The sequence below is a fragment of the Actinomyces timonensis DSM 23838 genome (assembly GCF_000295095.1).
Classification (GTDB): Bacteria; Actinomycetota; Actinomycetes; order Actinomycetales; family Actinomycetaceae; genus Actinomyces; species Actinomyces timonensis.
Genome location: NZ_JH806632.1, coordinates 1 through 14,940 on the forward strand (window position 1 = coordinate 1; position 14,940 = coordinate 14,940).

The 14,940-nt window shown below is 71.1% G+C and carries 15 protein-coding genes; 1 reads left to right on the forward strand and 14 read right to left on the reverse strand.

All coding sequences use genetic code 11. The features are described from left to right. Window positions 1-496 precede the first annotated feature (496 nt). From tyrS to A1QA_RS0100030, 7 genes are all read right to left on the reverse strand, one after another. Window positions 497-1,759: a tyrosine--tRNA ligase gene (gene tyrS, locus A1QA_RS0100005; protein WP_017176881.1), complete on the reverse strand. Its 1,263-nt coding sequence runs from the start codon at window positions 1,757-1,759 to the stop codon at window positions 497-499. 160 nt (window positions 1,760-1,919) lie between these two features. Then, window positions 1,920-2,348, reverse strand: a complete 429-nt coding sequence (locus A1QA_RS0100010; RefSeq protein ID WP_017176882.1) for a type II toxin-antitoxin system VapC family toxin — start codon at window positions 2,346-2,348, stop codon at window positions 1,920-1,922. After that, window positions 2,345-2,599 carry a type II toxin-antitoxin system Phd/YefM family antitoxin gene (locus A1QA_RS16785; protein ID WP_082181087.1) on the reverse strand — a complete coding sequence of 85 codons (255 nt, stop codon included), beginning with the start codon at window positions 2,597-2,599 and terminating at the stop codon, window positions 2,345-2,347. The genes A1QA_RS0100010 and A1QA_RS16785 overlap by 4 nt, the downstream gene beginning before the upstream one ends. 64 nt (window positions 2,600-2,663) lie before the next feature. Next, on the reverse strand, window positions 2,664-3,263 hold the full coding sequence (locus A1QA_RS0100015; RefSeq protein WP_017176883.1) for a class I SAM-dependent methyltransferase: 600 nt from the start codon (window positions 3,261-3,263) through the stop codon (window positions 2,664-2,666). Continuing rightward, on the reverse strand, window positions 3,263-3,988 hold the full coding sequence (locus A1QA_RS0100020) for a DNA-3-methyladenine glycosylase (RefSeq protein ID WP_017176884.1): 726 nt from the start codon (window positions 3,986-3,988) through the stop codon (window positions 3,263-3,265). The genes A1QA_RS0100015 and A1QA_RS0100020 overlap by 1 nt, the downstream gene beginning before the upstream one ends. Window position 3,989: 1 nt before the next feature. After that, window positions 3,990-5,519 (reverse strand): argininosuccinate lyase, encoded by a 1,530-nt coding sequence (gene argH, locus A1QA_RS0100025; RefSeq protein WP_017176885.1) that lies wholly within the window; start codon window positions 5,517-5,519, stop codon window positions 3,990-3,992. Between the two features lie 18 nt (window positions 5,520-5,537). Continuing rightward, window positions 5,538-6,884, reverse strand: a complete 1,347-nt coding sequence (locus A1QA_RS0100030) for an O-antigen ligase family protein (RefSeq protein WP_017176886.1) — start codon at window positions 6,882-6,884, stop codon at window positions 5,538-5,540. 489 nt (window positions 6,885-7,373) lie between these two features. On the opposite strand from A1QA_RS0100030, the gene A1QA_RS15640 reads away from it, so the two are divergent. After that, window positions 7,374-7,835, forward strand: a complete 462-nt coding sequence (locus A1QA_RS15640; RefSeq protein ID WP_154652173.1) for a hypothetical protein — start codon at window positions 7,374-7,376, stop codon at window positions 7,833-7,835. Between the two features lie 110 nt (window positions 7,836-7,945). Here the strand turns inward: A1QA_RS15640 and A1QA_RS0100040 are convergent, their stop codons facing one another. The 7 genes from A1QA_RS0100040 to A1QA_RS0100070 all read right to left on the reverse strand — a co-directional run bounded on the left by A1QA_RS0100040 (window position 7,946) and on the right by A1QA_RS0100070 (window position 14,935). Continuing rightward, window positions 7,946-9,169 (reverse strand): argininosuccinate synthase, encoded by a 1,224-nt coding sequence (locus A1QA_RS0100040; protein WP_017176888.1) that lies wholly within the window; start codon window positions 9,167-9,169, stop codon window positions 7,946-7,948. A 98-nt stretch (window positions 9,170-9,267) separates the two neighbouring features. Next, window positions 9,268-9,858 carry an arginine repressor gene (locus A1QA_RS0100045; RefSeq protein WP_017176889.1) on the reverse strand — a complete coding sequence of 197 codons (591 nt, stop codon included), beginning with the start codon at window positions 9,856-9,858 and terminating at the stop codon, window positions 9,268-9,270. Between the two features lie 4 nt (window positions 9,859-9,862). After that, window positions 9,863-11,131 carry an acetylornithine transaminase gene (locus A1QA_RS0100050; protein WP_017176890.1) on the reverse strand — a complete coding sequence of 423 codons (1,269 nt, stop codon included), beginning with the start codon at window positions 11,129-11,131 and terminating at the stop codon, window positions 9,863-9,865. Next, window positions 11,128-12,060, reverse strand: coding sequence for an acetylglutamate kinase (gene argB / locus A1QA_RS0100055; RefSeq protein WP_017176891.1), 933 nt, complete (start codon window positions 12,058-12,060; stop codon window positions 11,128-11,130). The genes A1QA_RS0100050 and argB overlap by 4 nt, the downstream gene beginning before the upstream one ends. A gap of 8 nt (window positions 12,061-12,068) precedes the next feature. Continuing rightward, window positions 12,069-13,238 carry a bifunctional glutamate N-acetyltransferase/amino-acid acetyltransferase ArgJ gene (gene argJ, locus A1QA_RS0100060; RefSeq protein WP_017176892.1) on the reverse strand — a complete coding sequence of 390 codons (1,170 nt, stop codon included), beginning with the start codon at window positions 13,236-13,238 and terminating at the stop codon, window positions 12,069-12,071. After that, a complete protein-coding gene (argC, locus tag A1QA_RS0100065) occupies window positions 13,235-14,344 on the reverse strand; it encodes an N-acetyl-gamma-glutamyl-phosphate reductase (RefSeq protein WP_017176893.1) in 1,110 nt (369 codons plus the stop codon). The genes argJ and argC overlap by 4 nt, the downstream gene beginning before the upstream one ends. 96 nt (window positions 14,345-14,440) lie before the next feature. Then, entirely contained in the window at window positions 14,441-14,935 is a 495-nt protein-coding gene (locus tag A1QA_RS0100070; protein WP_017176894.1) for a flavodoxin domain-containing protein, read from the reverse strand. Window positions 14,936-14,940: the final 5 nt, after the last annotated feature.

Below are 14,940 nucleotides of genomic sequence, written 5' to 3' on the forward strand. Positions count from 1 at the left end.
CACCAAACAAGCAGCAGCCCAGGCCAAACAAAAACACCACACAACCAACACCAACCCAACCCCACCAGCCAAAACCAGCAGAACCAGACCAGCACCAATCATGCGGCAACCCACAACACCCAACCAGGACAAAACCCAATCAAGCATCATGAGCCAAAACAATGACATAAACAAGCATGACACACTATCGAGTTCTCAAACAACACACCCACCCCAGGAAACAACCCACAAAAGCGAATCACAACCACCGAGAGGCGCAGAGGAAACAGTACAGAATGGAGCGCCTCGGATCAAACCAGAAACCGGTGATCCCGATCTCGCGCCCCCTGTTCAGTTCCAGCCGGTCGGCCCCAGGATGACCCCAGTGCCGCGCTTGGCCGAGGAGTAGATTACGTAGCAGTCGTCGTGCCGTCAAATATCAAGTCGGTGACGGTGCCCACATGGACACCGCCACCGACTTCTCGCAGGTCAGAGAGCTACGCGCTAGCGTGCCACCTCACTTGCTGCGCGCCACGGAGAGCGTCCTGCGGCCCTTGCGCACGAGGACCACTCCCCCGGCGAGCAGGTCCGACTCAGTCACCACGGCCTCCTCATCGGTCACCTTGGCGTTGTTGAGGTAGGCCCCGCCCGCGGCGATGGTGCGGCGAGCGGCTCCACGCCCCTTCTCCAGTCCCGCGCCGACGAGCAGGTCGACGATCGTCGACTCCCCCACGACGAGCTCCGCACTCGGCAGGTCCGCCGTGGCGGCCGCCATGGTGGCCTCGTCGATCCCGGTCAGGTCGCCGCGGCCCCAGAGCGCCGCCGTCGCCACCTCGGCCTGCGCGAGGGCCGCCTCGCCATGGACCCAGCGCGTGACCTCGCGGGCGAGGGCCCGCTGGGCCTCGCGCGCCTTGGGATTCTCCGCGACGGCGGTCGCGAGGCGCTCGATCTCGGCGCGGTCGAGGAAGGTGAACACCTTGAGGAAGCGCACGACGTCGTCGTCATCGACCTGGAGCCAGAACTGGTAGAAGGCGTAGGGGCTGAGCATCTCGGGGTTGAGCCAGATGGCGCCCCCCTCGGTCTTGCCGAACTTCGTGCCGTCGGACTTGGTGATGAGCGGGTTCGTCATGATGTGGACGGAGGCGCCCTCGACCTTGTGGATGAGGTCCATGCCTCCCACGAGGTTGCCCCACTGGTCGTTCCCACCGACCTCGAGGGTGCAGCCGTAGCGGCGGAAGAGCTCGAGGTAGTCGTTGGCCTGGAGGATCTGGTAACTGAACTCTGTGTAGGAGATGCCCTCCTCGCTGGCCAGGCGGCGGGCGACGATGTCCTTGGAGAGCATGGTGCCCATTCGGAAGTACTTGCCGAGGTCGCGCAGCAGGCCGATGGCGGTCAGCTCACCGGTCCAGTCGAGGTTGTTGACGATGCGCGCGGAGTTGTCCCCCTCGAAGTCGAGGAGGTTCTCGAGCTGGGCCTGCAGGGAGCGCGCCCATCCGGCGACGACCTCGGGAGTGTTGAGCGTCCGCTCCCCCTTGTCACGTGGGTCGCCCACGAGTCCGGTGGCTCCGCCGACGAGCGCGAGCGGGTGGTGCCCGGCCATCTGGAGGTGGCGCATGACCTTGACGGCGACGAGGTGGCCGTGGTGGAGGGACGGGGCGGTGGGGTCGAAGCCGCAATAGAAGGTGAGCTGGCCGTCGGTGAGCGCCGCGCGGAGCGCGTCGATGTCGGTGTGCTGGGCGATGAGCCCACGCCACTGCAGCTCGTCCAGGATGTCGGTCACGGTCCTGTTGCCTTCCATGGGTTTGAGCCGGCCTCGAGTGGGGCGACGGCGCCGGGCGCGCGCCTCGGCGGCGCTAGTCTGCCACGACGTCGGCGCGGCCCCGCTCCGCCGTCCGTCCGAGACCGCCTCAGAGCATCTCAGGCGCGCGGATCGCGCGCGCTCAGGGCGCTGGAGCAGGAGGGAGGCCGTCCGGCGTCGAGTGCGCACCCGGCGACAGCACGCGGACACCCATATGGTGTGCCGAGTCGATCAGGCGTTTGTCGTAGGTGACGAGATGGGTGGCGCCGCAGCGGATCGCGGACGCCAGGTGCAGGGCATCCAATGAGCGCAGGTTGGCCCCTCCCACGAGCCCGGCCTCCGTGTAAAGAGAGCGGGGCATGTCATTGAGCGAGACCCCCTCCAGGAACTCGGTGACAGCTCCTTGAGAGAGGTAGGGGCTTCGCGAGGCGGCCCGGCGCAGCTCAGTCTCGAGCAGAAGGGCGCTGACGAGATCAGCGCTCTCGGCATCGATCAGTCCCGCGAGTGTTGCTGACTCAGATTCCTCGACGAGGAGCTTGAGGGCTGCCGAGGTATCGAGGTACCACGTCATCGGTCGTCCCGGATCGCTGCGAGGAGTTCCTCCGTGCTCTCCTCAAGGCGAACTCGCCCGAGATCGGAGAACCTGAGGCGACGCGTCGCGGGCTTGACGCATCTGAGGTCGCCATCGGTGGGCACCGGGGACAGTCGCGCGACTGGGACTCCTCGCCGAGTCACCGTCATCTCCTCACCGGCCTCCACGCGGCGTAGGACAGCGGAACTGTCATTCCGAAGCTCCCGCTGGCTGATCTGCGCAGTTCTCACGAGTTAATCGTAGCATCATGTAGCATCTTGCCGACGAGGTCAGGCAGGCGAGACGCCCGACGCCTCAGCAGTCCCAGATAAGGGTGTACCGGTAGTAGAAGCGGCGCCGGATGCGGGCGCCCGGGAGGAGCCGCCCAGCCGCCTCCCGGATCTCGTCGAGGGAGTCGCGGGGCCGGGTGGTGGGCACGCCGATGTCGGGGGTCTCGCGGTGCCAGGCGCTCGCGAAGCGGATCGGCACGGCGCTCAGCCCTGAGAGGATCCAGTCCTTGGCGCTCTTGTTGGCGGCCAGCCCGACGACGATGAGCCGGCCGCCCGGCGCCACGAGCCCCGCGAGGCGCTTCAGCCCTGCCTCCAGCGGGAGATGGTGGAGGGCGGCCACGCAGGTGACCGTCTGGAAGGTCCCCAGGCACCGGGTGGAGGTCACGTCCATGATGCTGGCGCTGAACACCATCGCGTTCGCGGTCCTGGACAACCGGGCACGCGCGCGCTCCACCGTGGCGGCATGGGACTCAACGCCCACGACCTCATCGCAGACTCCCGCGAGGCGCTCGAGGAGCAGTCCATCCCCACAGCCGACGTCGAGCACCCGGCCGCCCCTGGTGGCGGCGTCGGCGACGATCTCGTCGTGGAAGGCGGTGTTGTGGTTCCAGTACTGCTCGGGCATCAGGTTCCTCCTGAGGCGGCTCGCCGGCTCTTGGAGCGCCGGGGAGCGGCCGCTTTGTAGGGCGAGACCGTGGGCTCGCCGTCGATCCAGAAACGCCAGGGATAGTCCTCGCCGCCACCGGGGCCCGCGACTCCCGTGCGCGGGCCCGTGCGGACGCTCTCAGGGGCGGGGACGGCTTCGGGGGTGGCCAGGGCGAGGCTGACGCGCGAGCCGGGAGCGCCCAGCGCGGTGCCGTCGTCGAGGCGGGTGAGCCCCAGGGCGGCGCACAGGCGCGCGGGTCCCCGCGCGAGGTCGCGGTCGTGGCGCGCCTTGGGCCGGCGGGCGCGCGCGAGGTCCAGGCCCTCGAGCACCTCGCCGGCGCGCAGCAGGACGGCCCGTGAGTTCCCCTCGGGCCCGGTGACCACGTTGAGGCAGTGGTGCATGCCGTAGGTGAAGTAGACGTAGATGATGCCGCCCGCGCGGAACATCGAGGCGTTGCGGGCGGTGGGGCCCCGGTAGGCGTGGGAGCCGGGGTCCTTCTCGCCCCGGTAGGCCTCCACCTCCGTGATCCGCACGGCGACGGTGCCCTCGGCGTCGGTGGCGGAGAAGACCGCGCCGAGCAGGCGCGGCGCCGCGTCCAAGGAGTCGAGTGCCAGCACCCTGGCGGTCTGCGCGGGCAGGGCGCTGTCCCGCCCGCGGTCCTCGGGCGCGACGGGCTCGACGGCCCGGGTTGGCGCGGCGGGCATGTCAGTCCCCCTGCTCCCCCGGCGCCGCGCCTTCAGGGCCGTCGAGGAGCGAGCCCTCCCAGGAGAAGACCCGCAGCTCGGCCGAGCGCTCGATGGCCCGGGCGAGCTGCTCGACGACGCGCACGGGCGCGGTGCCCCCGTGGCCGGAGCGCGCCGCGACGCTGCCCCGGGCGGACAGGACCTCCCGCACGCCGGGGGCCAGGCGGGGGTCGATGGCCGCGAAGTCCTCGTCGGACAGGTCCCACAGCTCGATGCCGCGCTTCTCGCACTCGCGCACGCAGGCCCCTGAGATCTCGTGGGCGTCGCGGAACGGGACCCCGTTCTTGACCAGCCACTCGGCCACGTCGGTGGCCAGGGAGAAGCCCTGGGGGGCGAGCTCGGCCATCCGCGCGGTGTCCAGGCGCATGGTGGCGACCATCCCGGACACGGCCGGCAGGAGCACCGCGAGGGTGTCGACGGCGTCGAAGACGGGCTCCTTGTCCTCCTGCAGATCGCGGTCGTAGGCGAGCGGGAGCGCCTTGAGGGTGGCGAGCAGGCCGGCCAGGTCGCCGATGAGGCGGCCGGCCTTGCCACGGGCGAGCTCGGCGACGTCCGGGTTCTTCTTCTGCGGCATGATCGACGATCCCGTGGAGTAGGAGTCGTCGAGGGTGACGAAGCCGAACTCCTTGGTGTTCCAGATGATGATCTCCTCGCTCAGGCGGGAGATGTCCACGGCGGTCATCGCCAGGATGAAGCTCAGCTCGGCGACGACGTCGCGGGCGGACGTGCCGTCGATGGAGTTCTCCACGGCGGCGTCGAAGCCGAGGTCCGCGGCGACGGCGTCGGGATCGAGGCCGAGGGTGTTGCCCGCCAGGGCACCGGAGCCGTAGGGGCTCACAGCGGCGCGGGAGTCCCAGTCCTCCAGGCGCTCGGCGTCGCGCATGAGGGGCCAGGCGTGAGCGAGGAGGTGGTGGGCCACGAGCACCGGCTGGGCGTGCTGCATATGGGTGCGCCCCGGCATGATCGCCTCGCCCGCGCCCGCCGCCTGGTCGATGAGCGCGTCGACGACGTCGAGGACGAGGCCCGCGATGTGGCGCGCCTGGTCGCGCAGGTACATGCGGATGAGGGTGGCGATCTGGTCGTTGCGGGAGCGGCCCGCGCGCAGGCGCCCCCCGAGCTCGGCGCCGGCGCGCTCCATGAGGCCGCGCTCCAGGGCGGTGTGGACGTCCTCGTCGGCGGGCGTGGGGCCGAAGGCCCCGGAGACGACGTCATCCTCTAGGCGGTCCAGGGCGGCGATCATGCCGGTCAGCTGCGCGTCGTCGAGAAGGCCGGCTCCTGCCAGCGCGCGGGCGTGGGCTCGCGAGCCCGCGATGTCGTAGCGGGCCAGGCGCCAGTCGAAGTGGGTGGACACGCTCAGGGCGGCCAGGGCCTGGGCGGGGCCGCCGGTGAAGCGCCCGCCCCACAGGCTGATGCCGCCCTGGCTCTCCGGTGAGGTCCCGGAGGGGGCGGCATCTGCGGCGGCGTCGGAAGTGCGGTCGGGCTGAGGCGTCATGGGCCCATCATGACGCATTCACTCCCGGGGGTCCTCTTTGATATCGGTCTGGGTGGGCCTCTCAGCCGTTTTGACCATGAGCCGGTGCAGCCCCAGCCAGGTGCCGATGGCGCAGGCGACCATCCAGTTCCCCTCGGACAGGAGCCGCGACTCCGTGAGCGCCTGGATCGCCAGCGCCGTGGACACCAGGAGCGGCAGCAGCACCGACGGCGCTGAGTCGAGGTAGAGCAGGGCGAGCCGCCCGGTGCGCACGAGAAGAAGGAGCACGACGGTCACAATGAGGACGAATCCGACGATGCCCGTCTGGAAGAGCGCCTCGAGGTAGGCGTTGTGCGCGCTCATGGTGGGGGTGCCGTCGGGGCGGACCACGAGATTCTGGAAGACCGGGAGCCAGGGCTGCCAGTACATGACCCACCCCCACCCCAGGATGGAGTGCTGCTGCCACAGGTCGATGACGCGCTCCCAGATGATCGCCCGCCCCGACATGTCCGGGCTGCGGTTGAGGAGCATAGCGAGGTCGTGGCGGAAGAGGAGCGCCACCAGCCCGAGCAGCAGGCAGGCGCCAGCCGTGCGCAGGATCGCCTGGTAGCGCTGGTCTCGGGGCACGTGCCGCAGCCACCACAGGACCACGGCGAGCACCGCGCAGATGACCGCCGCCACGGTCACTGTGGCGGACCGGGTCAGGATGAGCGTGAGGACTGAGAGAGAGGACCACACGACGAGGTGGGACCGGCTGATCTGCCGGTCCCGCCATCGCACGACCACGCAGATGAGGGCGAGCAGGGCGATGAAGGCGAGCGGATTGCGGTTGCCGACGATCCCCTGGATCGGCCCGCCCCGGAGGAGGCGGTCCTCGCTCCAGAAGTAGGAGATGGGCACACTCTCCCAGCCGCGCATGTAGAGGGGGACGAGGGGATGCTTGAGAACGAGGGCCACATAGGCCTCGAGGGCCAGGCTCAGCGCGATGGTGGCCTCGAGGGAGCGGCCCAGGGCGACGGTGAGCTGGCGCAGGGACAGGGCGCAGGCCAGGAGAATGCCCGCCGCGGTGGTGGCCACCATGAGGGCTGAGGCGAGAAGGGTCTCATCGGGGAACTGGGTCCAGGCGATACTGGCCACGCACCACAGGCAGTAGGCGCATGTCGCGGGGGGCAGCGCCCTCCACACGATCCGATGGCCCTCGAGGCGGAAGGCCACGTACAGGGCGATCCCGCTGATCGCGGCGATGATGCCGAAGGGCATCCAGCCGACGACGTTGCGGATCCCCTGCCCGGAGAAAGTCAGGAAGAAGGCCCACACGGCGAGGCCGGGGATGACCGAGCGCCCATGGGCGCGCCCCGCGGGGGCATCGATCTCCTCACGCTGCATTGTTCTTCCGTGTCTGTTGGTCCTGCTCCGAGCGCTCCAGCGGGCGATGCCAGACGACGGAGCACCTCAGATGTTAGCCCCACAGCGCCCCTCGGCGCCGCCCGCCCAGCGACGTGGTGATGACGATGCCGGGCCCTGCCGTCTCCTGGCTTGGTTGTTCGTTATGCCACCCTCCTTGAGAGGCTGGACGAATAGCCGACAATGGAGGAGACTATGATTATGAGCAACGACGCCATGACCAGCAGGAATCATTGTCCGCGCACCGCCTCATCAAAGCTTCGCACTGGCACCCGTGTGATCGGCGCGCTTGTCCTTCTCCTCACGCCCGGCGTCGCCGTCACGGCCTGTGGGGACTCCTCCTCAGGCGGGGCGGCGGAGTCGCCCAGCGCGTCCGCTCCCGCGCCGTCGGACGCGGGGGGCGCGTCCGCCGCGGAGCCGAGCGGAGGCGCCTCGATGGCCGCGCCGACAGGCCCCGGTCCGGGAAGCGCTATGCCGACAAGTTCCGACGCGGCGTTCCCCGCGCCGGACGGGGCGACGAGCCCGCATTATTTCATTTCAGCGGACGGGAACGTCGCCTGCACCTTCTCCCAGATCCATTCCCCGCAGGGAAGCTATCTCTGCCAGGTCGCCCCGGGAGTGACAGCCTCGTGGTCGCCTGAGACACCGCTTCCAGCCCCCACGGGCGACGGCGCATGCGACCCCAAATGGCAACCGATCTTCTACGCCGAGTCCGACGGCGCTGGCATGCAGTGCCACGGCGGCGATCAGGCGATCAACGCCACCACCATCGGATCCGGCGAGTCCGTGGTGAACGGCAACAGCGCCTGCACGGTCCACGACGGCGCGGTCACCTGCTGGGACACAGTGACCGGCAATTCCTTCGCGCTGTCCCCCATGGGCTACCAGTTCGGCAACCAGGGAGCGATCTCACCCGACGCCTTCACCTGGTGATCGCCGGCGCCTTGCCCGCATGTGGTGGTGGGGCCGCCCAGAGATCCCCCTGAGCGGCCCCACCACCATGACTGCCCGCCGTGCTGGCGGAGAGCGTCCGCGCTCGGGTCTTAGAAGCCGGTGCCCTCGCCGAGGCGCTCGGCCCTGGCGGCGGCGAGCTTGGGCTGCATGCCATAGATCTCGATGAACCCGCGTGAGGACGACTGGTCGAAGGTGTCGCCCGTGTCGTAGGTCGCCAGGTTGAAGTCGTAGAGGCCGGTCTCGCTGCGGCGGCCGTTGACAGTGGCGCGCCCGCCGTGGAGGACCATGCGGATATCGCCGCTGACATAGTGCTGGGTCTCCTCGATGAAGGCGTCGAGGGAGCGCTTGAGCGGCGAGTACCACTGCGCCTCGTAGACGAGCTCGCCCCAGGTCTGCTCGATCTGGCGCTTGTAGCGGCGCTGGAGGCGCTCGAGGGTCACCGCCTCCAGGGCCCGGTGGGCCTCGATGAGGATGACGGCGCCGGGCGCCTCGTAGATCTCCCGCGACTTGATGCCCACGAGCCGGTCCTCGACCATGTCGATGCGGCCGATCCCCTGGGCCCCTCCCCTGCGGTTGAGCTCCTGGACGGCCTGGAGCGGGGTGACGGCGGCGCCGTCGATCGCCACGGGCAGGCCCTCATTGAAGGTGATGATGACCTCGTCGGGCAGGGGCGGGTAGGTGGGGTCATCGGTGTAGGTGTAGATGTCCTTCGTCGGAGCGTTCCACAGGTCCTCCAGGAAGCCGGTCTCGATGGCGCGCCCCCACACGTTCTGGTCGATGGAGAAGGGGTTGTGCTTCGTGGTCTCGATGGGGAGGCTGTGCTTCTCCGCGTAGTCGATGGCGACGTCGCGCGTCAGGGCGAGGTCGCGCACCGGGGACAGGCAGTCCATGTCCGGGGCCATGGAGGTGATGGCGACCTCGAAGCGGACCTGGTCGTTGCCCTTGCCCGTGCAGCCGTGGGCCACCGTCGAGGCGCCGAACTCGCGGGCGGCGCGAACGAGGTGCTTGGCGATGACCGGCCGGGAGAGCGCCGAGACGAGCGGGTAGGTTCCCTCGTAGAGCGCGTTGGCCTTGAGCGCGGGCATGCAGTACTCGGTGGCGAACTCGTCGCGGGCGTCGGCGACGTAGGCCTCGACGGCGCCGCAGTCGAGCGCGCGCTGGCGGATGACATCGAGATCCTCGCCTCCCTGCCCGACGTCGACCGAGACGGTGACCACCTCTCGGCCGGTCTGCTCTCCGATCCAGCCGATGGCGACGGAGGTATCCAGCCCGCCGGAGTAGGCCAGGACGACGCGATCAGTGTTCTTCTTCATGAGGGATCTCCATGGGAGGGGTTGTGCCGGTGGACCGGCCTGTCGGTTGATGGGGCGCGCGGGGCGGGGCGCCGTGGGCGGTCGGGTTGGGGCGGCTCTCAGCGCCGTCCCGCTGGATCGGCCAGGGCCAGGAGGTGGGTGGCCACTCGGGCGGCGGTCTCCTCTGAGCGGGAGATGACCAGGACGGTGTCGTCGCCGGCGATGCAGCCGAGGACCCCGGGGAGCATCGCGTCGTCGACGGCGCTGGCCAGCAGCTGGGCCGATGCCGCGGGGGTGCGCAGGACGAGCTGCCCGCCGGACCACTCGGCCGTGACGAGGAGGTCGGCGCACCAGCGGGTCAGGCGGGGCGTCGTGTACGGGGCCAGGTCGTTCTCGTCCGCGCCCTCGGCCACCGCCTGCGCCGCCCGGAGCTGGCCGGGGGCGCCGGCCTCGGGGACGGAGTAGACGAGGGCGCCGTCGCATGCGCGGATCTTCGTGGCGCGCAGCTCGACGAGGTCACGGGACAGGGTGGCCTGGGTGGTGCTCACGCCGCGCTCGGCCAGGGCCTCGCGCAGCTCGGCCTGGGAGCGGATCTGGGAGTGGCCCAGGACCTGGCGAATGAGGGCGTGCCTGGCGGCCTTCGTCGCTGGCGCCGCGGGGGCGGCTTGGGGCGACTCAGCGCTGGCCGCGGCCGGGCCCGGGGCGGTCATGCGCTCAGTCATGGTGGCCCGTGATCGCCGCGCCCTCGGGGGCGCCCGCCAGGCGCGCGGCGAGGAGGGCCGCGAGCGCGGCGGTGAAGGCATCGGCGTCCTCATCGGACAGGATGAGGGGCGGCGCGAGGCGCAGGGTGTCCGGGCGGGGGGCGTTGACGATGAACCCGGCCTGGGCGAGGTCCTCGGCGACGGCGGAGGCGGGCCCGACCGCGGGGTCGAGGGCGACACCGATGAGCAGCCCCAGTCCGCGCGTGGCGGTGACGCCGGGAACCTGGGCGAGCTCGGATGCCCAGCGCTCGCCGAGACTGCCCGTGCGCTCCAGGAGGCCCTCGGAGCGCAGGGTGGCGATGACGGCCAGGGCGGCGCTGGCAGCCACCGGGTTGCCGCCGAAGGTCGTTCCGTGCTGGCCCGGGCCGAGGAGCTCGGCGGCCTGACCGGTGGCGACCACGGCGCCGATGGGCATCCCGCCGCCCAGTCCCTTGGCCAGGGTGACGACGTCGGGGACGATGCCCGGCGCCAGGAGGTGGTGGGCCATCCAGGCGCCCGCGCGGCCCATGCCGGTCTGGACCTCGTCGATGATGAGCAGGGCGCCGGCGTCGCGGGTCATGGCGCGGGCGGCCTCGAGGTAGCCGTCGGGCAGGGGGCGCACGCCGGCCTCGCCCTGGATGGGCTCGACGATGAGGGCGGCGACGTCCGGCCCCATGGCGTCCCGCAGGGCGGTCACGTCCCCGGCGGGCACGAACTCGATGCCCCCGGGCAGGGGCTCGAAGGGCTCGCGGTAGGCGGCCTTGTGGGTCATGGCGAGCGCGCCCATGGTGCGCCCGTGGAAGGCCTGCTCCAGGGCGAGGACCCGGGGGCGGGAGGCGCCGCCGTGGCGGCGGGCGATCTTGAGGGCTCCCTCGTTGGCCTCGGTTCCGGAGTTGGCCAGGAAGACGCGGGAGGCGCCGGGCTCGGCGCCCGGGAGGGTCAGCGCGATGAGCTCCTCGGCCAGGCGGACCTGGGCGGGGGTGGTGAAGAAGTTGGAGACGTGGCCCAGCGTGGCCAGCTGGGTGCTCACGGCCTCGACGATCGCGGGGTGGGCGTGGCCGAGGCAGTTGACGGCGATGCCCGCGAGCAGGTCGAGGTACTCGGTGCCGTCGGCGTCCCAGACCCGCGCGCCACTGCCCCGCACGAGCACGCGCGAGGGCGTGCCGAAGGTGTTCATGATGGCGCCGGCGTAGCGGTCGCGCCACTGCGCGTTGCCGCCGGGGGTGGTGGTCGCGTCGGTCATAGCCGCTTCCCTCCGTCGAGTGGTGGCACGGGGCTGTCCCCCGGGTGGATGACGGTGCCCACGCCCTCGTCGGTGACGATCTCCAGGAGCATCGAGTGGGCCTGGCGCCCGTCGATGACGTGGGCCTGGCCCACTCCCCCGCGCACGGCCCTCAGGCAGGCCTCCATCTTGGGGATCATGCCGCTGGCGAGGGTGGGGAGCATCTCCTCCAGGGCGTGGGCGGAGATGAAGGGGACGAGGGAGGAGCGGTCCGGCCAGGCGGAGTAGAGCCCCTCGACGTCGGTGAGCATGACCAGGGAGCGGGCCTGCAGCGCGATGGCGATGGCGGCGGCGGCGGTGTCCGCGTTGACGTTGAGGACGGTCGCCGAGTCGGTCACCAGCGGCGCGACGGAGGAGATGACGGGGATACGGCCCTGGTCGAGCAGGTCGATGATGGGCTGGGGGCTGACCTCGACGACGTCGCCGACGAGGCCCACGTCCACACTCGTGCCGTCGACGGTGGCCGCGCGCTGACTGGCGCGCAGGAGGCCGCCGTCCTCCCCGGAGATGCCCACGGCGGCCGTGCCGTCAAGGTTGAGCAGGGAGACGAGCTCTCGCTGGACGGAGCCGGTGAGGACCATGCGGACCACGTCCATGACCTCCGGCGTGGTCACGCGCAGGCCGCCGCGGAACTCGGACTCGATGCCGAGGCGCCCGAGCATCTCGTTGATCTGGGGGCCGCCTCCGTGGACGACGACGGGGCGCACCCCGACCTGGTGGAGGAAGAGGATGTCCTGGGCGAAGGCCCGCTTGAGGCCGTCGTCGATCATGGCGTTGCCGCCGTACTTGATGACCATGGTGGCGCCCTTGTAGCTGCGCAGCCATGGCACGGCCTCGAGGAGGACCTCTGCTTTGATCTGGGGGCTGATCTGGGATATCTCGATGCTCATCGTGGTGCTCAGGTGGTGTAGTCGGCGTTGATGGTGACGTAGCCGTGGGTGAGGTCGTTGGTCCAGACGGTCGCCTGGGCCCGGCCCGCCCCCAGGTCGATGTCGATCCTCGTCTCCCTGGGGCTCATGTCGACGGTGTCGCGGGGCTCGCCCAGGCCGCCGTGGCGGAAGACGGTGACGCCGTTGATGGTCACGTCCACCTCGTCGGGGTCGAAGGGGCAGGTGGCCTCGGGGACGGTCCCGAGCTGGGACAGGACGCGCCCCCAGTTGGGGTCCTCGCCGGCGACCGCGCATTTGAGCAGGTTGGAGGCGGAGACTGTGCGGGCGGCGGCCTCGGCTGCCTCCTCGCTGACGGCGCCGGTGACGGTGATGGCGATGTCGTGGGTGGCGCCCTCGGCGTCGGCGACGAGCCTGCGGCCGAGCCCGCCCAGAACCTCCTCGACCGCGTCGGCGAGCTCGGCGTCCGTGGGGGTGATGCCAGAGGCGCCCGAGGCGAGGAGGACGACGGTGTCGTTCGTGGACATGCAGCCGTCGGAGTTGATGCGGTTGACGGTGCGCGCGGTGGCCGCGGCGAGCGCGGCCTGGGCGGCGCCGGGCTCCACGACGGCGTCCGTGGTCAGCACGCAGAGCATGGTGGCCAGGCCCGGGGCGAGCATGCCCACGCCCTTGATCATGCCGCCGACGGTCCATCCCTCGCGGACGGCCGCGTCCTCCTTGGGGGCGGTGTCCGTGGTCATGATGGCGACGGCGGCCTCGTGGCCGGCCTCGGGGGTGGCGGCCAGGGCCTGAGAGGCGGCGGTGGCGCCGGGGAGCAGGACGCCCATGTCGATGGGCTCGCCGATGACGCCGGTGGAGCACACGAGGACGTCCGCGCTCTCGCAGTCGAGGAGCCCGGCCACATGCGCGGCGGTGGTGGCGGCGTCGGCGGCGCCGCGCTCCCCGGTGCAGGCGTTGGCGGAGCCGGAGTTGAGGATGACGGCGCGCGCCGTGGGGGCGGCGGCCAGGGCCTGGCGGGACCAGGTGACGGGAGCGGCGACCACCCGGTTGGTGGTGAACACGCCAGCGGCGACTGCCAGCGGGCCGTCGTTGACGACGAGGGCGAGGTCGGGATTGCCCGAGGCCTTGAGCCCGGCCTTGACGCCGGCGGCGCGGAATCCCTGTGCGGCGGTGACGCTCACGGCGCTACTCCTTGCATGATGACACCCGTGGTCTCGGTCAGGCCCAGGGCGAGGTTGAGGGACTGGATGGCGGCGGAGGCGGTGCCCTTTCCGAGGTTGTCGATGGCGCACATCATCGTCGCCACACCGGCGGTGGTGTCGACGGCGACCTGGACGTGGGCCAGGCCCGAGCCGGCGACGGAGCCGGTGGTGGGCCACACGTCCTCGGGCAGCAAGCGGATGACGGCCTCGCCGTCGCCATTGCGGCCATAGGCCGCCTCCCAGGTCCCGCGCAGAAGGGCCTGGGGGTCGTCGGCGCCTTGCGCGGCGGAGGTCAGGGGCGCGATGACGGTGGCGAGGATCCCCCGGCTCATGGGCACGAGCACCGGGGTGAAGGACAGGCGGGTGGCCCCCGCGGGCACGCCAGCCACCTGGAGGTTCTGGATGATCTCCGGGACGTGCCGGTGCGTGCCCCCCACGGCGTAGGCCTGGGCTGAGCCGAGGGCCTCCGCGGCGGTGAGGTGGGGCTTGAGGGACTTGCCCGCGCCGGAGTAGCCGACCGCGAGGACGGCGGTGAGGGAGGAGGTGTCGATGAGGCCGGCCGCCGCGCCGGGCTGGGCGGCGAGGGTGACGGCGGTGACATTGCAGCCGGGGACGGCGATGCGCGTGGCCTCGCTCAGCGCGGCGCGCTGGGCGGAGGCGCTGGTCTCCCCGGCGTGGAGGAGCTCGGGCATGCCGTAGGTCCAGGGCTCGGCGAAATCCCCGCCGTAGTACCGCTCCCAGGCCGCTGCCGAGGTGAGGCGGTGGTCGGCCCCGCAGTCGACGAGGATCGGGGAGCGCCCCGAGGCGCTGGCCGCTTCCTCGATGGCGGTGGTGACCTGCCCGGAGGCCCCATGTGGGAGGGCGAGGACGACGATGTCGTGCTCGGCCAGGCGCTCGGCCCGCGTGGGCTCCACCTCCCGCCCCGCCAGCTCGGGCAGGTGGGGGTGGTGCTGGCCGAGGAGCGTGCCCGCTGAGGAGCTGGCTGTCACGGCCCCGATCTCGATCTCAGGATGCGCGGCGAGGAGCCTGAGGACTTCACCGCCTGCGTATCCGGTCGCCCCTGCGACCGCTGCTGTCCACGTCATACGTGAACCATACATGCGATTGCATAGAAATGCACACAGCGCTCTCCCCGGGTCTCGCGGGGCAGGACCGCCAGCGGGACCGGCAGTGGGGCTGGCTCAGCCCTGGTCGCGCAGGGCGGAGGCGATGGAGTCCGCGAAGGCGCGCACGGCTTCCCAGTCGCGGAAGTCGCCCTCGGAGGCGCCCCCCATCCGGGCGATGGTGCGCTCGCGGAGGTTGAGCTGGGTGGGGTCGAAGCGCCCGGAGAAGGTCACGTGCTCGCGCGCGTTGAGGGACAGGAGCACCGGGCCGATGCGGTGCGGGTCGCTCACCTCCCCCTTGTCCAGCCCGGACAGGCCCACGGAGAAGGCCCACACGGGGTGGGTGGCCAACTCGTCGCGGAAGCGGCGCGTGAAGTCGGTGGCCTGCTCGGTCCAGCGCGTCATGTAGATCGCGCTGCCCAGGACGAAGGCATCGTAGCCCTCGACACTGGTGACCTCCTCCGGGCGCGCCTCATCGACGTCGAGGCCCGCCTCGCGCAGGAGCTGGGCGATGACACCGGCGATCGAGTCGGTGGCGCCGTGACGGGAGGAGGATGTCAGGAGGATCGTCATGACGG